We start from the raw sequence: 19,589 nt of genomic DNA on the forward strand, positions 1-19,589 counted from the left end.
CAATGCCGTTGCTGAGAACTTCTTCGCACTGCTGAAGACAGAGATGTACCATAATCAGTCCTTCAAAGACGCGAATGATCTTATAGAGAAAATTGAAGAATACATCGAGTATTACAACACCAAACGGGTCAAGGCAAAACTAAAAGGCCTGACTCCGATTGAATATCGAAATCAGGCCTTACAAGCCGCTTAACAGAAATGTCCAACTTTATGGGGTCACTTCATAAGCAGGGCTTTGTCTGTTTGTAATCATTCCAGTAATCTATTTAGAAAGAGAAAGCGTTGCTATAGGCTCCTCTGGGAAATCATTATATTGACCAAAAAGCGTAACTTGATTACGGCCAGAATGTTTAGAGTGGTATAGCGCGACATCTGCTTGAGTCAGTGCCCTTTCCAACGAACTGTTTTTTACTAGTTCACTAACCCCAAAACTCATCGTAATTTTGAACTCAAATGGCTGAAGGGATACTTCACTTTCTATCGCAGTTCTGATCTGCTCTGAAAGATGTTTCGCCTGATCTGATTTTTCTAAAAGAATCATCATGAACTCATCTCCACCCATACGAATGACACATGCGGATTCAGGCAGATGTTTTTTAAGTATGGTGGCTATCTTCTCCATAACCTGATCACCTGCAGTATGTCCAAATTGGTCGTTAATTGCTTTAAATCGATCAATATCGGCCATCATGACACTGACGGGGAGGTTATGTTTACTGGCGTCGGTGATAAGGCGCGGAACGATACCTTCCAAAGCTCTACGATTATAGAGACCAGTTAATGCATCTCGCAGAGATAAGTCATTAATCGATGCAACAAGGCGGGAGTTAATTAACCATAAGATATTAAAACTTAAACCAACTATCAGACAGATACTAAATAAGAAAGTAAGTTGATGGATAACGCCTGCATTCATGAAGCTAGCTATCTCTGGTGCGAATATACTCCAAAGTGCTCTTGCTCCCATAAATGCGCTATAACAAAAGAAAGAATACGCCATCGTTTTTACAGGAAGGCTTAGATCGCTCTTTTTACCCTTCAGCATCGCAATTCCACTGCATAACGTCACTAAACATAGATAAACACTAAGGTAGATAACACGACTTTTCACCGACGGTACGTGAAAAGTGAAGTAATAGAATGAGCCGCTAAATAGGGGGATAAAGCACGCCATGGTATGGGCGAGTTTAAGTGGAAAAGAACGGAAAATACTCACACTGTAAAGCGTGAGTAAGAAGCCTATTAAAATAATAGTATTGGCTACGATAATGGTGAGCCAGTCGGGAGAAGTATCTCGGAATCCAAGTAAAAATGGCCCAAGACCAATAAACAGTAAAGATACAGAAAAAGTTTTTAAACCTTGTATTTTACTCTGTGTGTATTGGTAGCACAGGAGACTGATAGAGCAGATACAAGAAAACAGAATAACAATAAAGTTAAGCGTTCTTACATCTAAATAATGACTTTCCATAGGAGTTCCGTATTGAGCTGAAACTCAGGCAACTCCTTTGCCTGAGTTTAATAATTAAGCTCTTAATATATTAACGGATCTATAGATAATTGTCTTATGTTAAACCGCTATTCTTTGACCAACGCCAGTGTCTCCTGTTGGTTTTTGTTTGGCTTAAATAACAGCCCGAGTATAGCGATGGCTAAGCTCGGTACAATCCAACTTGCAAACTCGTTATAAAGAGGCATGTGAGTGCTCATCCATTGGTCGATCGGCTCAGGCATATTACCCAGAATATGCATTGCATCGAAACAACCAAAGACCAGTGCTGTTGCTGCGGTCATTATCACCATTAACTGCGACATTTTGTTGCGTAGCGGTGCCATGAGCATCAAGGCAATTGCAACCGGATGAAGGGCAACCACGGCAGGTAAGGTAATAGCCAAAAGTTGCTCTAGTCCCACGTTGGCAATCAAACCAGCCAATACCATTGTAGTGATGACACTGCCTTTGTAGCTTACTTTGCTAAAGGCGTTGTCATAGAATTCGCTTCCCGCAGTTGTTACACCGATTGCCGTTGTCAAACAGGCTAATACCATCACGGCGCCCAACAGAAGCGAGCCGAAAGCGCCAAAGTGACTGAAAGTAAATGCAGTAAGAATGTCGCCACCGTTACTGAACTCACTGCCTAGGTAGGTGCTCGTGGAACCAATATAAGCCAAGGAAATATACACAAACGCCATGGCTACTGCGTACATGATAGCTGCGATTAGCGTGTACTTTGCGGTGGCTTTTGGACAGTGTATTCCCATGCTTCGAATGGCGCGGAAAATGATCCAACCAAAGCCAATAGAACCCAGAGCATCCATCGTCATGTAGCCTTGAGTCAGGCCTTCTGCAAAAGCACCACCAACGTATGGACCGGTTGCGTGCGTTGTTTCACCCGCAGGGTAGACCAATGCTGTCACTGACAAGATGACCAAGATTGCCATTAAAGCGGGTGTCAGAACTTTTCCGAGGTTATCGATCAACTTACCAGGGTATAGCGCAAATAGAATAGTAACGGCACAGAACACGGCAGTGAAAGGGATTAATGCTGCATCACCGAGCATCGGGGCAAAACTAAATTGATAAGCCACGGTAATCGCGCGTGGAATCACGAATGCCGGACCAATGACGATGAAGACCATGACCCAAAAGCTAGTGGCCAGCGGCTTTGGTAATGCCGCGGTTAACTTATCCGAGCCATTGACTATCGCGACGATCACCAACGCCATCGCTGGTAAGCCAACGCCAGTTAAAAGAAAGCCTGCCATACCGCTGAGAAAGTTTTCACCAGCCTGATATCCCAAAAACGGGGGAAAGATAAGATTACCCGCGCCCAAGTACATGGCGAAAGTCATGAAGCCTAAAGCAGCGATATTGCGTGCGCTTAACATTGTTATTCCTCTTGTGTTTCGCTTGGAAGAAACTGAAAGGAATGGGAAAGTGTATCGTGACCCGTCAGCTTCTTATCAAGCTGACAGAAATTGTGGTTTTGCCTGTCAGCCCTGAATCAGTTTCAGAGAGAGCAGGAGGATCACAGCAGCAACGCTGGAAGGGCGTTTTAAAGCAAATGATGATTGCGTAGTTGCTGACATGGAAATCCTTAAATCGTAAAAAGTGCCAGGTCATAGGTGCCTTGGCGTGTTGCTACACTAACGAATATTGCTATCTCGGCACAACCCTGAAGAGAGAAATAAGTGGATACGGTTAAGGTTTGTTTTTAGGTTGGTGTTTTAGACTGGTATTTAGCTGTAAATCTGGAACATATAACTAACAAATTTATTTTTATTGTGCAGGCTGGTGGTTTCTTGTTCTTTCGCTAGGCTTTTTATCTGTAACAAACTGCTCAAAATACAAGCAGATTACAAAGGCTTGAGGAATTTTGTGACCACAGTGGTTATGGAGAGCGGAAAATTTCTTTTCCGTAGCATAATCAAATATTGTTTCGTGTGGCACGCTGCGCGGTATTTTCCGCCAATATTGTTTACAGTGGCCGCTATTTAAATGGCAGCAGTCTTAACTCTGGGTTTTTATTTGAGGTCGTATGAAATCAGTTTATGACTACATCGTCATTGGCGGTGGTATCGTTGGCGTGTCTACCGCCTGGCAATTACAGCAGCGTCATCCTGATCGTTCCATTTTGCTGGTGGAGAAAGAGTCTGGTTTCGCTATGCATCAGACTGGACACAACAGTGGTGTGATTCACGCTGGTGTCTACTATGCACCAGGCAGCCTGAAAGCCGAATTTTGTAAACGAGGCGTCGAGGCGACAATCACATTTTGTGCGGATCACGGCATTCCGGTAGAGAACTGTGGCAAACTTTTAGTGGCAACCAGTGAGCAGGAAGTAGAGCGTATGAATGCCCTCTACGAACGTTGTCACATCAATGGCATAGAAGTAGAGCTACTTGATCAAGCACAGTTAAAGCTCGCAGAGCCACACATCACCGGATTGGGTGCCATTTACGTCAAATCTACCAGTATTGTTGATTATCGACTAGTGACTGAACAAATGGCTAGAGAGTTCCAAAGGCTTGGTGGGCAAGTCAGTTTACGCACCCAGGTGGTTGCCATTGAAGAAAAAGACCAAGAAGTGCAGCTTACTTGTGTCTCTGATGGTCAGTCGATGCAGCTCAACTGCAAAATGCTGATGACTTGCAGTGGGTTGATGGCTGATCGCATGACCAAGATGATGGGTATTAAGACCGATTTTCAAATCATCCCATATCGTGGTGAGTATTACCGTTTAGACAGCAAGCACAATCACGTTGTGAATCATCTTATTTACCCCATCCCCGATCCTGACTTACCTTTCTTAGGCGTTCATCTGACTCGCATGATTGATGGCTCTGTTACTGTGGGGCCAAATGCGGTACAAGGCTGGAAGCGGGAAGGTTACGCGAAATTTAACTTTAGCTTTCGAGATACATGGAGGATGCTGCGCTTCCCGGGGTTTTGGAAAGTGACGAAAAAACATCTGAAAACGGGCTTAGAAGAATTGAAGAACTCTTGGTGGAAATCTGGCTACTTACAGCTAGTCAACAAATATTGCCCCGCTATCCAAGTGGAAGATCTTAAGTCTCACCCTGCCGGTATTCGTGCTCAGGCTGTGCTATCGGATGGCACATTAGTGCATGATTTTCTGTTTGCAGAAACGGCTCGTAGCCTACATGTGTGTAATGCGCCATCACCTGCAGCAACGTCAGCAATACCTATTGGAGAATACATTTGCGATAAAATTGATGCTAAGGTAAAGGCTAAAGTCGATATAGGCGAAGAGCGCTATTGATGCGATGCTCGTGAGTAGCTCTCGAATTATGCAAGATCGAGAGTAATACGTACGAACTGCTCATCTTGATATTGGACATCGTAATTAAACGTGTTGTTGGCGTAAATACTACCAAGGAACAGCGAACGCTGACTCATTGGGCCACGGAAAAGCATCGAAATAGGTGCGATCAGGGCATTATTGTCGTCGAAATGCTGGTTCAAGTTCTCTGATAGGACGCACAGCAGGCAACCATGTTGATCATGCGACAGATCGACATCCTCTGGACGAGAGAGTAATACCGTGGTACCTAGTTTCTTTTCGATTTCATTAATAAGCAGCAGGTAGCTGTCTAAATGCGGCTGAGGATTACCTGGTTTGTCTGCTCCGACACAGCGCTCCAGTAATGCTTCTAGATTACCGTTTTCCCCTTTAGCTTGCTGAGTCAGTGACTTTAATGGCTTTTTAATCAGCTTGTAGCGATTGCTTTTCAGCTTTGGCTTAAGCCATTTTTGCAGCAGATCATTACGTTCCTTTAAAGAGATAGAGCGGGAAGATGCATGGATTTTAAAGTGTAGATGCAGTAAAGCATGCACAGCAAGTTCGCTCAGAAGTTGGTTTGCATCTGCGGATGGTCTTACCTGCTTAGAACTTTGCATTACTCTCAAACGAAATCAAAAGAAGAAGGATGATGGTGCCGAGAGAGGGACTCGAACCCTCACACCAAAGGCACTAGCACCTCATGCTAGCGTGTCTACCAATTTCACCATCTCGGCATCATGATGCTCTGTATTTACAGAGGCTTCGGAAAGAAGCGAGTCAAATTGTATAACCAAATTCCATCTCTTGGCGAGAGCAAAGTTAAGCATTTTTGGCCTTTCTAGTTTGATTGCGCATTTATTGGCCGTTTTTCTCTTTTTCAGCAGAAAGAACCCTATTAATAGCCCTGATTAATGTGCGGATATTGGCGGAAAAAGCCTGGTTTGCATGAAATATGAACGCTTGAACGTTTGCTTTTATAAATGTGATGAATATCTCTTTTTATTGACTATACTGTCGTCCCGTTTAAACGGGATTTAGGGTTTCGTTGTTCAAGGCCCTTACCCATACAAGCCGTCACATGGAGCAGGCAGAGTAATCAACTCGCCAGCAGTGAATGACCCCACGGACCGGACCAGCTCCTTTTAATTGCTTGTATAAGGTAAAAATAAGATGTCGAACTATTCGCTTTGTCTATATTCACATTCTCTGAGTGTACCATCACTTAATACGTTGATTCATTCCTTCACCAAGTCCTTTGGTGCTTCTCTTTTCGTTCACATGGTGTAGGCCGAGTCATGAGTATTCTATTTAGTTTATTTGGTATCGCTGCACTCATAGGTTGCGCTGTTCTTCTTTCCGAGAGTCGTTCGTCTATTAACTGGAAAACGGTACGCCGTGCATTGCTGTTACAAATGGGTTTTGCAGCGTTAGTACTTTATTTCCCGATGGGACAGACGGCACTTGCGAGTTTGAGTAACGGCGTTGCCGGTCTGTTGAGTTTTGCAGATGAGGGAATTAAATTCCTGTTTGGTGACTTGGCTTCTACTGGTTTTATCTTTGCCATCCGCGTTCTCCCTATCATCATCTTCTTCAGTGCGCTTATCTCCGCCCTTTATTATCTGGGTATTATGCAAAAGGTGATTCAATTTATCGGTGGTGCGATCCAGAAGTTTCTAGGTACTAGTAAAGCCGAATCTTTGGTTGCCACGGGCAATATCTTTTTGTCTCAAGGTGAGTCTCCGCTTTTGATTCGTCCATTCTTATCCAGAATGACACGATCTGAGCTGTTTGCGGTTATGGCGGGTGGCATGGCATCTGTCGCGGGTAGTGTCTTAGGTGGTTACGCAGGATTAGGAGTCGAGCTGAAGTATCTGATTGCGGCGAGCTTCATGGCTGCACCGGGCAGTTTGATGATGGCTAAAATCATCGTACCTGAGCGCGAACAACCTAGCGATTACAGCAATATCGAATTGGATAAAGCGGACGAGAGCAATGTCATCGATGCGTTAGCAAGTGGCGCAATGGGTGGTATGAAAGTGGCCGTTGCAGTAGGTACCATGCTGATCGCGTTCGTTAGTGTCATTGCTATGGTGAATACCGGCCTTGAAAACTTAGGTGGCGCGCTGGGATTTTCTGGTGTGACGTTGCAAGCTATTTTTGGCTATATGTTCTCGCCTCTGGCTTGGTTAATTGGTGTCCCAGCCCATGAAATTCTTGCGGCTGGTTCGTATATCGGCCAAAAAGTTGTGATGAACGAGTTCGTTGCGTTTATTGATTTTGTACAACACAGAGCGGCGTTGTCTGAGCATACTCAAGTTATTATTACCTTCGCGTTGTGTGGCTTTGCAAACATTGGTTCGATAGCGATTCAGCTAGGTTCCATCGGAGTTATGGCTCCTGAACGTCGTAAAGATGTTGCGAATATGGGGCTCAGAGCTGTTGCGGCGGGTACGTTAGCTAACCTGATGAGCGCGTGCTTAGCGGGTATCTTTATCTCTCTGTAAAACTCTCACTTCATCTCGTACGAAAAACCCGCCGGTATGGCGGGTTTTGTTATTCTTTGTCTTTAGGAACCAAGCCATAGGGTATAGATTGAAACGATTTGGGGAATGATTTGTAACTCGGCCCTTGGTTCACACCTTTCCAATCCAACAGCATGATGGCTAACACGTTTCGATGCTCACCAAATTTAAGATCAAAACTACCTTCGACTGATGGGATTAAGCCTTGCTCTTTATCCAGAGCGGATCGTATCGCATTTCGTGTCTTTTCAACCACGGGATCATGCGTTAGCCCAGCTAAAAGGAAAGAAATGCCAACTTCCGCAATGACATCTTCTTTGCATCGAAGCAGTATGGTATCGATGTTTTTGCGCAAATAGTCGAAAATCCATTGATGTTGTTGTTCACTTACCTGTTTTTGGTAGTACTGAGAATCGGCAAAAATAATGTGCGTCATGCCGTAAATTTTGTTCCCATACTGTTGAGTCGATAGCTTCTTATCCTTTTCGTCGGGGTAGGTGGCTTGAAATGCCTGTGTAAAAGCTTCAACCACATCTTGCTCTCCGAGCTGTCTTAGCCAATAAACCTGATTGGCTAACTGCGCCGCCCAAGCTTCAATCATCTCTTGGTCAGTGGCGTAGTGAGTAAAATCATAGCGGCGTAACACTTCTCTAAGAGTTGCGTCGTTTTTGTGCTTCAAACCGTACTCATCTGCTCTTGCCATTGCGCCGAGCAAATCAATGCCAAGGTATAAGTACTCTGGGTGATGTTTTGTCACCGTATAACGAAGCTGACCACGCTCATCATCTTTCTTCTGGTATTTTGTCAGCCGTTGCGAAGCATACAGAATGATCTCTTCGGGCTGGACGACTTCGGAGGACAGTTTATTTAGTCGGCTCGCAACTTGTGCCATATCTGTCCAAACTGCGGGTAGATATTTTGGATCCTGCGTCTGTCTGTACATACGTAGACCAAAATGCCCCTCTTTAAACGGAGGAAGAGTGAACAGTTCCCGCTCATAAGTAGCCCGAATGACTTGTGCTGATTGAGCGTAGCTTAAGGGAGGAGATTCAACCTCATTGGCTTGAGTTTGAAAAATGAGAGAGCATGATAGCAAAAACGCTAAACTAATAGGCTTGATACGCATAATTTCATTCCATGAAAATCTGTCACAAAGGTATCACCAATATATATGTGAAGTGTAAAAGGTCGGTCAATACTACAAAATATGCCTAAAAGTCAGGTTGATGCGCTCATCTTTGGGCTTTGACGTTTTTGGGACGCTGTGACTCCAGTGGTGTTGCAGCTCTCCGGCCATGATCAATAAAGAACCATGAGAAAGCTCATATTCAATCTGGGTTTTACAATGTAAATTCCTTAGCAAAAATCGTCGACTTTCACCTAAGTTCAACGAGGCTATCACCGGATTTCGACCTAGCTCGGGCTCGTTATCTTGATGCCAACCCATAGAATCCTGACCATCACGGTATAAATTGGCCAATACCGAGTTGAAAGTTACTTCAGAGACGGCTTCACAACGCTCTTTAAGAGAATGCAGCACTGGTGTCCACGGAGAAGGCGTCATTGTCAGCCCTGAGTAGGTGTAAGCAGCGTCGCCATGCCAAGCTTGCAGTCGAGGTTGTAGGACTGATTTGCCAAAGATGTTAATTCGCTCTTGCTGCCATGGTAATGTTTTCCTGAGGTTAGCAAAAAAGTTGTCGGCCTCGGCAGCTTCAAGAAAATTTGGATGATAATAGAGCTTTCCCTGCTTCACTTCATGCCAGAACGAGCTTCCAAATAAGTCATCTTGTTGCATTTCTCTCCGCTCTACGTATAAATTTTTTCGATTATTGTTACCTTCATGATAGCTATTGAGTATTATTTTATTAAACAATAATTTTAACAATAAATGAAAGCATCTCGCAGCGGTATGCGAGATAGTGGGGAGCAAATGCACCACTTTCCCAAGAAAAAGTATTACATTGTCTTATTCTTCCTGATTTTTTTTATTCTGATTGTCGGAGTTGTTGAACTATTACATCACAACCAAAAAAAACATAACCGAGAGCAATTACTCGCTGAAGCCAAAGATCAACTTTCTATCCTCCGCTCCAATTTGGAGGCGGACCTTATGGCCGACATTTACCAAGCCAGCACTTTAGGTACGCTAGTGACATTACTACCTGAAAGTGGTGCACGCGAGTTGGGTATCGCCGCCGAGCGCATTCTGAATAAAAGTAAGAATATTGATGCCATCGGCATCGCAAAAAATGACGTGATAAATCACATGTTTCCACTCAACGGCAATGAGAGGATGCTTGGGGTGGATTATCGAACGGTTCCAGAGCAATGGGCGCAGGTGAAAAAAGCCAGAGAGATTCAAGAGATATTCATAGCGGGGCCCGTTACGCTGGTGCAGGGTGGGCGAGGTTTGATTGTTCGAGTACCAGTGTTTCGAGACCCGCCGACAAATAATGACTACTGGGGCGTAATCAGCGCGGTTATCGATTTCGATAGTTTGCTGCAAGAAACTGGCATTCTCGAATTTTCTCATCGTTATCCTTTGACGATAAGAGGCTATGACAGTAGTGGCGAATCTGGTGACATCTTTTTTGGGGTGCCGAATTTATCAAAGACAAGGTACGCGACTGAGACGGTTTACTTCCCTTTTGGCAGCTGGAGTTTGTCCGTATTCTCAAGTGATACATTGGAACAACAGCTTCCTTGGTATGAATACCACTTGGTCAGATTGCTTGGCTATTCGGGTCTGTTGGCATTGAGTCTTATGTTTATTGTTATTTATCGCTTGTATATCATCGCTGATACTCGTGCACTACATGATGAACTGACAAATTTGCCGAATCGTCGTTATTTCATGCAGTATTATAAACAGCAGTTTGAGCTCGCTCGACGCTATAAAAAGCGTTACAACTTTGCTCTAGTGAACATCGACCTCGACCGCTTTAAACACATCAATGACACGCATGGTCATGATGCTGGTGATACCGTTTTACGAGAGACAGCGGAACGAATTAAAAGCAGTTTACGTCGTTCTGATATGGTTGCTCGGATGGGTGGCGATGAATTCTTAGTTGTTGTTTACAACCCAAAATCAGAAGAGAGCTTGTTAGCATTATTACAGAAGATCGAATTAGCAATTTGCTCCGTTCCGGTAATTTATGGGCAGGAACTCATTAAACTGCATGTGAGTATGGGTTACGCGATGTTTGAGACTGGAATAACCTCGCCAGAGCAGATGTTGAAAATTGCAGACGAAAGAATGTACCAACACAAGCATGGTAAGCCTCAAGCAGCGCAAGCTAAATTAGGTTAATCGGAAACGAGAGCTAGTGATCGTTGTGATTTCGTTGCTTGGTAGAGCTGCACTCTTTTTGAGAAAGTGATTAGTAGCAATGCGGCTGGTGGCATATTAGTATTCTGTTGCATTTTGCAATTGCAATGTGCAAATAGCCTGATTAATAAAGCAACGATATGCATCTAGAACGGTTAAAAACTGGGGTTTTAAAAGCTGGCACGTATCGTGCTTATATGTAAGTGACCCTTATTAAGCCGAGGGTCACCTAGCCAACTGACGTTGTTAGTGAATGCAATTTGTTCACAAGTATATACCGCCAATCACGATTATTGTGATTGGCGTTTTTTCTTTCTAGAGATCAAGAATCTTTACATCATCTTCTGTTTGCTCCGCTTCACCACACTTGCTGTAACAACTAGGTTGTCTTGGACAAACCGCGCCCCTCGAACAAATCAGTCTTGCCTGACTCTGTATCCCACGTTCTATCCAGTTAATATTTAAAATTTTGGCGATGGTCGTTAAATCCTTTTTGATGTGTCCCGGAATAACACTACTGCCACCCGACGCCACACACAGGGACTTCAACTCTTCTGCGATGGAAACGGCATCTCCACCTTGCGCTGTGATCGCTGGGTTCAAATCTATACCAGCACACAGCACACGGTTGTTCCCAGCTGGATCAAAGACATTGACTGACTCACAGCAGTAAATGCGTGGCTCATCACCGACATTAAGAATCGAGATTTGAGCCGAACTGGTATCCAGTGGTTGCGCCAAACGGCGGAACACCGCCCAGTGCTGGCAAGGATCGTTGACTTTGCGCATGTTACCCCACGGCAGAGGGATGCCATTACCACGATATACCGCTTTGAGCTTTCCAGGGCCGTAGGCATCAAAATAATGCCAGTGCGGGTAAGGTGAAACCACGGTCATTCGGCGCATGGCCACTGAAGGGGATACTCCTGCTTTTTTGTGTACGTCGATTTCGTAACCAGAGCGGTCTAGCAATTGACGAAACGGTACTTTAGGGCACAAGAGGGCACCCGCAAAGAAGCTCGATTCAAAATCACGCCAAGCCTGCAGAATATCTTGTGAGTTCAACTCTGAGTTGGACATCGGGCTGTCCATTTGCTCCCAGTTATTCTGATGCCCAATGGTGAGTACGTTGCTCATCGCATCACTGCTGTGTAGGACTCGATGACCAATGTAGACTGCTAGATCATATTTCAGTCTGGTCGGATAATCGCGCATTCGCTTGTTCAGGTAAATCGTCCCTGGCGCTTCCATAAACGAGGTGATCAGCTGTTTAGCACTCACGCCAAGCTCATCGATCACATCTTGTGGTGCTCGGTCTACCCATCGGATATCGAGCCCCATGCTCTTGGCAATATCGATTAAGTCTTCGACCGAGAGGTTCAAGCGTTTAAGGCCGACTTCTTCAGCGGCTCGCTCTAGGTCAGGGAAGTGGTTCTGATGACTCTCTTGGTGAGCTCGAATCAGTAAGTGAGCAAACTGACGTCCTGTAATCCCTGTCTGGGAGAGCATTTCAGGAATCGCAATCTGAAGAATATCATTGGAGAACAGGAAGCTTGGTTCCAACGCCATGCCATTAATACCACCACGGTTACCTTTATTTGGCGTAATGGCTTCGAGTTCCGGTTCATCGTCTAAAAACCAAGCGGGATCTTTTTGGAAAACCTCCGCGATCACTTCAAGCATATCGATGCTTGGGACGCGTTTTCCACGTTCAATCATGGAGAGGTAAGAAACGGAAGGCGCGTACTCTGGATTGATCCTTATACAACGAGCAGATAAGTCCTCCATAGTTAAATGGTTGTTTTTTCTCAGGTTGCGAATTTTTGTACCGAGAAAGTGAGACTGACGAATTAAGCTTTTTGACACAGACATTTTGTAAAATTCACACTGTAAAATTTTTGTTGTGAAATTGTAGTAAATAATTCGCTAGTCTACATACTAAGCAGACAAGGAAATTAACCATCAACTTCACAGAATTGTCTGAAACTTAAACAACAGAATTAAGTAAGTACTCTAGGATGAGTTTTATAGTGCGAGGATATGACGATGAATATGCTGAACTTCGATAATAAAGAGATGCAACAACAACAACGCCCATTTATTGCTGAAGCCGTATTTGCCGTCGAAGCGGTAAGTGCTGAGCAACAGAGTGAAAAACAAGTAAAAGCTAAGCAGTTACTTGACCGTATGTTCCCGTTGGAGAATGGGACGCACCAAGACGTATCAAGCTATGTAATTGACTACCGTCATGTATTGGCCTACTTCAAAGACGGTTCTCACAGCGGTTTGCAAAGTCCAAAGCACTTTGTGGCTTATACAGGTGAGAAAGAAGATCCTAAATCGATTTTGCTTAAAGATGAGTCAGGTAACCATGTCGAAGTGATGTTTGGTTGTCACAAAGGTACTGGTTGTGTAGAGCTGATGGATATTGAGGACATTCAGCTAGAAACACGCATTACATTTAACCCTGAACTTACTGGTAATGCACCAACGGCAATGCGTCACTGGATAAGTCTGGTAAAAGGTGACAAGAAAGGTAAACCGATGGCTTGCAGTGAAGACAAAGAATACACGGCCAAAAATGGTGATGATTACGTTCTGAGCTACTGCTACAACGTGGACTAATCTATGATTGGGCCAGATAAACAAAACCCTGCACATTATGCAGGGTTTGTTATTTTTAAAGCGAGCGAGATGAAGCCGCCGCACCACGGTTATACTCTTTGCTGCTAGATGGGCATAACTCGATTTCGACCTAACTGCTTTGCATCGTAAAGCTGCTTATCAGCTTTGGAAACCAACGAATCAGCTGTCTCTCCAGGCTCAAATTCTGCGACACCAAACGACGCTGTTATACTATGAACCTGACTGCCTGTCCGTTTATCCTTCACTCGTAGCTTTTCAATCATACGGCGCAGCGTATCGGCATATTGACGTGCAATACGCAGTGACTTATTCGGTACAATTAACGCAAATTCTTCACCGCCAAAACGGTAAGCACAGCTTCCATCACGACAGCTCTGTTGAAGTCGACGAGCAATGGATTTAAGCACGCTGTCACCAAAAAGGTGACCATAAAGGTCGTTAAATTCTTTGAAATGGTCGATATCAAGCATGATTAGGCTCATAGCTTGATTCGCATCGACTAACGCGGCGAGATCTGAATCAAAAGCGCGACGGTTGTAGAGGTTTGATAGGCCATCAAATAGCGCGTCTTTTTGCACTTCTGCTAATTGAGTTTTTAGCCGAGAGATCTCCTCACTTGCATTGGTGAGTTGGCTATTTAAAAACTTAGTTGAGTGACGAATGTCATGCGCATCCTCAACGAATTGACGGACGACGCTCATGACTTCTTCAATACTCAAATTGTTATCTTGAACCTTTTCTAGCTTATTGAAGCTTTTGTCGATTATGTCTGAAAATTTGGAGGTATCTGAAATCGTATCATCCATTGAACTTGATACTTCGCCTAATAACACTTCCATATTGCTTCTGAGATCTTCGAGACTGGTTTCTGCTTTATTTGCTACGTAACGCTTATAGAGGCTGGTTGAGGTAGCAGGCGGACAAACATCGTAGCTGTTTAGAACCGTATCCATTTCTAGGTTGAGATCTGGAATAGCATTATCCACGTAGGTATACCAAAGCGCGTAGTTAGCTGGTGTGGCTGCTACGTAGTTTTTGATCATTAGTGGTACCGCTTTTTTTAAGTTTGCGGTCGACTTCTTAAACTCGTCAGTCATTTCTGGGATGAAAGTAACAAAATGGAATTAGTCTTAGAGTAGCGGAAAATGAGCAGTCTCGCTCTAAATATTTGAATGCTTTATACAAAAATGAGTGATTAGGATAATTATTGATGATTTTGACGCCATAAAACGCAAATCAATGATCTGAAGCAATAATTCTTCGTGTAAGGAGTGATACGTGCGATATGAGACAGTTAGGCTGATACTGGGTGATCAGTTGAATAGCGAGCATTCTTGGTTTCAACAAGTTGATGAAAAAGTACTGTTTCTGATAGCAGAACTGAAGCAAGAAAATACCTATGTCACCCATCATGTACAGAAAGTCTGTGCGTTTTTCTCTGCCATGATGCATTTTGCGAGAGAGAAACAGAGTGAAGGCCACCATGTATTGTATTTGACGTTGGATGACACTCAGACTTTTGAAAATCTTGAAAAAGTGCTAACGCACTACGTTAGCGAAGTTGGTGCCATCAAGTTTGAGTACCAGAGACCGGATGAATACCGGCTGCTGGAACAGCTAGCGAATGTGAAGTTAGAAAGTGTGGCAAAGCGTTGTGTCGACACTGAGCACTTTTTACTACCGTTTGAGGAAATAGAGCCGCAATTTCCCCGAGGGAAGCACGTGACGATGGAACACTTTTATCGTCGCATGCGTAAGCGTTTCAATATTTTGATGCAAGAGGGTCAACCTTTGGGTGGCAAGTGGAATTATGACGCCAATAACCGCAATAAACTCAAAGCAAAAGACATTGAACAACTGCCCAACCCGCTGATGTTCAGTGTAAAAGTGAATGAGATTATTGAGCGATTAAAACGACACGATATTCAAACCATTGGCAAACTCAACGGCGATCTGTTGTGGCCGGTCAATCAGTCTCAGAGTTTGTCTCTCTTGGCGCATTTTTGTCAGGTTTGTTTACCTTTGTTTGGGCGATTTCAGGATGCGATGACGGGAGAGCATGACGCGAAGTGGAGCCTCTACCACAGTCGACTATCTTTTTCGATGAACAGTAAGTTACTGCATCCGAAGGAAGTGATTGATGCAGCGCTGCGTGCATTTGAGGCGAATCCCGAAATCGATATTGCTCAGGTCGAGGGTTTCATTCGTCAAATTTTGGGTTGGCGAGAGTACATCCGAGCCGTTTATTGGGCAAATATGCCGCAGTATCCGAACAAAAATGAACTTGGGGCGTCACGTCAACTGCCCGGTTATTTTTGGAGCGGCGAAACAAAAATGGCCTGTATGCGCAATGCGATTGGTCAGTCACTCGATTACGCCTACGCACACCACATTCAGCGTTTGATGGTCACGGGTAATTTTTGTCTGCTGACTGAAGTCGACCCAGACCAAGTGGATGAGTGGTACCTTGGCATTTATGTTGATGCGATTGAATGGGTGGAAATGCCCAATACTCGAGGGATGGCATTGTTCGCCGATGGTGGCATTGTTGGAACAAAGCCCTATGCGGCTAGTGGTTCCTATATCAATAAAATGAGCGATTATTGTAAAAACTGCCATTACGACAATAAAGCTCGTAGTGGTGAAGGTTCTTGTCCGTTTAACAGCTTGTATTGGCGGTTTATGCATAAACACGAAAAGCGTTTAACCCGCAACCCGCGAATCGGTATGATTTTCCGTTCATGGGACAATATGGAAGAGTCGCAACGCCAAGCCATTCTTGAGACTGCAGAGCGATACATTTCTGACTTGGAGAACTTGTAATGAAGATTCTGGTTGTCGGCGGAAACGGCGGGATAGGCAGGGCAATGACGCAAGAAGTGGTAAGGCGATTTCCTTGCGCAGAGGTTCATGCTACCTATCGTCGAGAAAAGCCAGGAGGCCATCAAACTAAGGTGACATGGCATCAAGTAGACGTTAGCGATGGCTCGCAAGTAGAAAGGTTGAGTGAATCTGTCTGTGAAGTCGATTGGCTGATCAACTGCGTTGGTATGTTGCATACCAAGGATAAAGGACCAGAAAAGAGTCTAAGCGCTCTCGATGCCGACTTTTTCTTGCAAACCATCACAGTGAATACTTTGCCTACGTTATTGTTGGCAAAGTGTTTCACACCTGCCTTAAAACGCAGCCACAACCCAAAGTTTGCTGCGATCTCGGCAAAAGTCGGCAGCATCAGCGATAATCAACTCGGCGGCTGGTACAGTTATCGAGCTTCTAAAGCGGCATTGAATATGTTTCTTAAAACTATGGCGATTGAGTGGCGCCGTACTGTCAAACATGGTGTAGTGTTAGCGCTTCATCCTGGTACCACCGACACACCGTTGTCAGAACCTTTCCAAGCAAATGTTCCGTTAGACAAGCTGTTTACACCGGAACGTGTCGCGTCTGACTTACTGACGCTAATAGAAAAAGCCACCCCGCAAGATAGCGGGGCGTTTTGGGCGTATGACGGAGAGAGTTTACCTGGTGAATCGTTTGTTATGACGAAAGACGTACCTATTTACTGCGACGACAACGTTCTGAACAGTAAACAATGTTGTCCCAGTTTCGTTGCCACTTTTTGCGCCAGGAAAACGGGCGCTTACATATGGGACAAACTTTGGTCGGTAAGTTTGCTTTAAAGCCCTTCATACATTTTTATCATTATTTGAAAAGGAACAAGTAATCACCGTAACCCTGCTGAGCCATTTTTGTTACGGGAACAAACTTCATCGCAGCTGAGTTCATGCAGTAACGTAACCCAGTCGGTTTCGGACCATCCTCAAATACGTGTCCGAGGTGTGAATCACCGAATTTACTGCGAACTTCTGTTCTAGGATACAATAATTTGTAGTCGGTTTTTTCCACGATGTAGCCCGGATTAATTGGTTTGGTAAAGCTGGGCCATCCAGTACCCGACTTGTATTTGTCAGTCGAAGAGAACAGCGGCTCTCCGGTGACAATATCGACGTAGATACCCGCCTCTTTATTATCCCAGTATTCGTTTTTAAATGGCTTTTCCGTTCCCTCTTCCTGTGTAACGTAGTATTGCATCTCCGTCAAAGTAGACTTAATTTCAGCTTGGGAAGGCTTACTATAGGCTTTGACCTTCGACAGCAGCTTTTTCTCTTCGATGAGCTGACGAAGAGTTTTAGGACGTTCTTTACGATCATCGCCAAAAACTTCATCCAGGTACTGATCTCGCCCTGATGCGTAGCGATAGTATTTGTATTTCAAGCTGCTCTTTTTGTAATAGTCCTGATGGTATGTCTCAGCAGGATAAAACTTTTCAAACTTGATCAACTCGGTTTTAAGAGGTTTCGGATAGATCATCGCTTTGTCGATTTCCATCATGAAGTTCTCAGCTATCTGCTTTTGCTGAATATTGTGATAGAAGATTGCGGGGCGGTATTGTGGGCCGCGATCAACAAACGAACCTTTATCGTCCGTTGGATCGATGTGTCTGAAAAAGTAGTCCAGAACCTGCTCGTAGCTCACCACACTTGGATCGTATTTCACCTCGATCACTTCAATGTGACCACTCTTACCAGAAGAGACTTGCTTGTAAGTTGGGTTTTTAACGTGACCGCCGGAGTAACCAGAAACCACATCTGAAACACCGGGCAGTTGTTCTAAATCTGACTCCGTACACCAAAAGCAGCCCCCCGCGAGTGTGGCGATCTCCCCTTTTTCTGATGGATTTGTTTTACTCATCGTATCCGCGTTTCCTGCTTTACTGAGTAGCAGGAACAAAGCTGGCAGAGCGAAAAATAATCCGATCAATAGCTTAGATATATTCTTCATAGCATCCTCAACTATTATTTTTTCAATTGTTACGTAAGTAGAAAGGTAAAAGACCGGAAAAATTGCATTAATTTTGAAAATTGCATTGTCCTTTTTTCTAACAAAGATAGAGTATCGGCATGAAATACACCGCTCGTATTAACGACGAGTGGACGATGCAATATGAGGAAAACCATGCAAGCAGAAGTTAAATGGGTCGAAGGTTTTAAATTCCTTGGTCAGTCTCAATCTGGCCATTCTGTCGTGATGGACGGGAATGGTGGTGCGACGGCGCCAAGCCCAATGGAAATGGTACTAATGGCGGCAGGCGGTTGCAGCTCAGTGGACGTTGTGGATGGTTTAAAATCTGCAGAGCAAAAAGTTGAGTCCGTCAACGCAAAGTTAACCACAGAACGTCGCGAAATGGCTCCGCGTATTTTCACTAAAGTGAACATCCATTTCGAAGTGTCTGGTGAAAATCTGGACCCAGAGGTTGTCGCTAAAGTCGCGGCTGATTCACTGGAAAAATATTGTTCTGTGTGCCTGATGCTCGCTGAGGGCGTTGAGATGACCCACAGCTGGGAAATTGTTTAACCTCGCAGAACTATAAAAATCAGAAAACAGGAAAGAGAAAAGCCTTGGCTTTTCTCTTTTTTTATTGCCTGAATCACGTACGGTGAGCGGTATTTCAAGTAGTAGGGTTTTCCAATGACAGAATTAGAGAAAATGATGTCTGGCCAAGTGTTTAATGGTATGGACGAATCAATTGATGCCATTAGGACGCACGCCACTCATGCATTGCGCGCATTTAACAACAATACCGATGAAAGTCAGCGTGACGCGTTGCAAAAGCAACTGTTTGGTAAAGCGGGTTTGTGCATTGTTCAAGCTCCGTTTCACTGCGAATTCGGTAAAACCATTGAAATTGGTGAAGAGACCTTTATTAACATGAATGTGGTCATGCTTGACGGTGCAAAAATTACCATAGGAAATAACGTCCTGATTGGCCCAAGTGCACAGTTTTATACTGCATCACATTCACTGGATTATCACAGCCGCCGGCGCTGGGAAACCTTCTGTAAACCGATCGTTGTGGAAGACGATGTATGGATTGGTGGTAACTCCGTCATCAATCAAGGGGTAACAATTGGTGCTCGTTCTGTCATTGCCGCAAACTCGGTTGTAAACAGTGATGTTCCGCCTGATTGCCTTTATGGCGGCACACCAGCTAAATTGATTCGTCGCTTGAACGAAGAGGACTAATTTCAAATCGATCCTTCATCAACAGAGTAAAACATGGTTGAAAACTGCGATAAGTGCAAAATGTTGCATTTGGTGGGCTTTGTTGCGGAATTCAACTTGAGAGCGAACACTAGCAAAATCGTTTGCATTTTAAACGATATACTGAGTTTCGGGCATACCTATCCCTGTTAGCTTGTTGAGTGCTTTGATCATGGCGTATGT

Annotated in this window: 18 protein-coding genes, 1 tRNA gene and 1 pseudogene; 10 read left to right on the forward strand and 10 right to left on the reverse strand. The window is 44.3% G+C overall.

From position 1 onward, the window contains the following. The coding region (locus tag L3V31_RS21200; RefSeq protein WP_237319088.1) for an IS3 family transposase at window positions 1–193 on the forward strand (193 nt) is incomplete at its 5' end. Between the two features lie 69 nt (window positions 194–262). On the opposite strand, the gene L3V31_RS21205 is transcribed toward L3V31_RS21200, so the two are convergent. Next, window positions 263–1,471: a GGDEF domain-containing protein gene (locus L3V31_RS21205; RefSeq protein ID WP_237319090.1), complete on the reverse strand. Its 1,209-nt coding sequence runs from the start codon at window positions 1,469–1,471 to the stop codon at window positions 263–265. 107 nt (window positions 1,472–1,578) lie between these two features. Next, window positions 1,579–2,889 (reverse strand): branched-chain amino acid transport system II carrier protein, encoded by a 1,311-nt coding sequence (gene brnQ, locus L3V31_RS21210; RefSeq protein WP_237319093.1) that lies wholly within the window; start codon window positions 2,887–2,889, stop codon window positions 1,579–1,581. Between the two features lie 56 nt (window positions 2,890–2,945). On the opposite strand from brnQ, the gene L3V31_RS22060 reads away from it, so the two are divergent. Further along, complete coding sequence (locus L3V31_RS22060; protein ID WP_267136054.1) at window positions 2,946–3,080, forward strand: hypothetical protein; 135 nt, start codon at window positions 2,946–2,948, stop codon at window positions 3,078–3,080. 459 nt (window positions 3,081–3,539) lie between these two features. Further along, window positions 3,540–4,784: an L-2-hydroxyglutarate oxidase gene (gene lhgO, locus L3V31_RS21215; protein ID WP_237319095.1), complete on the forward strand. Its 1,245-nt coding sequence runs from the start codon at window positions 3,540–3,542 to the stop codon at window positions 4,782–4,784. Between the two features lie 26 nt (window positions 4,785–4,810). Here lhgO and L3V31_RS21220 read toward each other — a convergent pair whose 3' ends face one another. Beyond that, entirely contained in the window at window positions 4,811–5,422 is a 612-nt protein-coding gene (locus L3V31_RS21220; protein ID WP_237319097.1) for a DUF2913 family protein, read from the reverse strand. Window positions 5,423–5,455: 33 nt separating this feature from the next. Further along, a tRNA-Leu gene (locus L3V31_RS21225) sits at window positions 5,456–5,539 on the reverse strand. Window positions 5,540–6,100: 561 nt separating this feature from the next. On the opposite strand from L3V31_RS21225, the gene L3V31_RS21230 reads away from it, so the two are divergent. Continuing rightward, the gene (locus L3V31_RS21230; protein ID WP_237319098.1) at window positions 6,101–7,309 is read left to right on the forward strand and encodes a NupC/NupG family nucleoside CNT transporter; all 1,209 of its coding nucleotides are present in this window, start codon (window positions 6,101–6,103) and stop codon (window positions 7,307–7,309) included. A gap of 49 nt (window positions 7,310–7,358) precedes the next feature. Here L3V31_RS21230 and L3V31_RS21235 read toward each other — a convergent pair whose 3' ends face one another. Both L3V31_RS21235 and L3V31_RS21240 read right to left on the reverse strand, forming a co-directional pair. Next, a complete protein-coding gene (locus tag L3V31_RS21235; protein WP_237319100.1) occupies window positions 7,359–8,453 on the reverse strand; it encodes a DUF3541 domain-containing protein in 1,095 nt (364 codons plus the stop codon). Between the two features lie 72 nt (window positions 8,454–8,525). Then, window positions 8,526–9,122, reverse strand: coding sequence for an alpha-ketoglutarate-dependent dioxygenase AlkB (locus L3V31_RS21240; protein ID WP_237319102.1), 597 nt, complete (start codon window positions 9,120–9,122; stop codon window positions 8,526–8,528). 135 nt (window positions 9,123–9,257) lie between these two features. Here L3V31_RS21240 and L3V31_RS21245 point away from each other — a divergent pair, with 135 nt between their 5' ends. Continuing rightward, window positions 9,258–10,640: a diguanylate cyclase gene (locus L3V31_RS21245; RefSeq protein WP_237319120.1), complete on the forward strand. Its 1,383-nt coding sequence runs from the start codon at window positions 9,258–9,260 to the stop codon at window positions 10,638–10,640. A 333-nt stretch (window positions 10,641–10,973) separates the two neighbouring features. Here L3V31_RS21245 and L3V31_RS21250 read toward each other — a convergent pair whose 3' ends face one another. Then, complete coding sequence (locus L3V31_RS21250; protein WP_237319105.1) at window positions 10,974–12,530, reverse strand: DUF3612 domain-containing protein; 1,557 nt, start codon at window positions 12,528–12,530, stop codon at window positions 10,974–10,976. 174 nt (window positions 12,531–12,704) lie between these two features. Between L3V31_RS21250 and L3V31_RS21255 the strand changes: the two genes are divergently transcribed. After that, a complete protein-coding gene (locus L3V31_RS21255) occupies window positions 12,705–13,283 on the forward strand; it encodes a hypothetical protein (RefSeq protein WP_237319106.1) in 579 nt (192 codons plus the stop codon). 104 nt (window positions 13,284–13,387) lie between these two features. Here the strand turns inward: L3V31_RS21255 and L3V31_RS21260 are convergent, their stop codons facing one another. Then, the gene (locus L3V31_RS21260) at window positions 13,388–14,401 is read right to left on the reverse strand and encodes a GGDEF domain-containing protein (protein ID WP_237319108.1); all 1,014 of its coding nucleotides are present in this window, start codon (window positions 14,399–14,401) and stop codon (window positions 13,388–13,390) included. Between the two features lie 181 nt (window positions 14,402–14,582). Here L3V31_RS21260 and L3V31_RS21265 point away from each other — a divergent pair, with 181 nt between their 5' ends. Together L3V31_RS21265 and L3V31_RS21270 are read left to right on the forward strand one after the other, a co-directional pair. Beyond that, entirely contained in the window at window positions 14,583–16,127 is a 1,545-nt protein-coding gene (locus L3V31_RS21265) for a cryptochrome/photolyase family protein (RefSeq protein WP_237319110.1), read from the forward strand. Next, window positions 16,127–16,828 (forward strand): annotated as a pseudogene (locus tag L3V31_RS21270) (SDR family oxidoreductase); the annotation flags it as partial. The gene L3V31_RS21265 and the pseudogene L3V31_RS21270, both read left to right, overlap by 1 nt. 31 nt (window positions 16,829–16,859) lie before the next feature. On the opposite strand, the gene L3V31_RS21275 reads toward L3V31_RS21270, so the two are convergent. Together L3V31_RS21275 and msrB are read right to left on the reverse strand one after the other, a co-directional pair. Then, entirely contained in the window at window positions 16,860–16,994 is a 135-nt protein-coding gene (locus L3V31_RS21275) for a DUF2256 domain-containing protein (RefSeq protein ID WP_237319112.1), read from the reverse strand. Window positions 16,995–17,006: 12 nt separating this feature from the next. Further along, the gene (msrB, locus tag L3V31_RS21280; RefSeq protein WP_237319114.1) at window positions 17,007–18,146 is read right to left on the reverse strand and encodes a peptide-methionine (R)-S-oxide reductase MsrB; all 1,140 of its coding nucleotides are present in this window, start codon (window positions 18,144–18,146) and stop codon (window positions 17,007–17,009) included. Window positions 18,147–18,320: 174 nt separating this feature from the next. Here msrB and L3V31_RS21285 point away from each other — a divergent pair, with 174 nt between their 5' ends. Together L3V31_RS21285 and L3V31_RS21290 are read left to right on the forward strand one after the other, a co-directional pair. Continuing rightward, window positions 18,321–18,719 carry an OsmC family protein gene (locus L3V31_RS21285; protein WP_237319116.1) on the forward strand — a complete coding sequence of 133 codons (399 nt, stop codon included), beginning with the start codon at window positions 18,321–18,323 and terminating at the stop codon, window positions 18,717–18,719. Between the two features lie 114 nt (window positions 18,720–18,833). After that, window positions 18,834–19,388 carry a sugar O-acetyltransferase gene (locus L3V31_RS21290; RefSeq protein WP_237319118.1) on the forward strand — a complete coding sequence of 185 codons (555 nt, stop codon included), beginning with the start codon at window positions 18,834–18,836 and terminating at the stop codon, window positions 19,386–19,388. The last annotated feature ends 201 nt before the right edge of the window (window positions 19,389–19,589 follow it).

It is taken from the genome of Vibrio sp. J1-1 (genome assembly GCF_021728395.1).
Classification (GTDB): Bacteria; Pseudomonadota; Gammaproteobacteria; order Enterobacterales; family Vibrionaceae; genus Vibrio.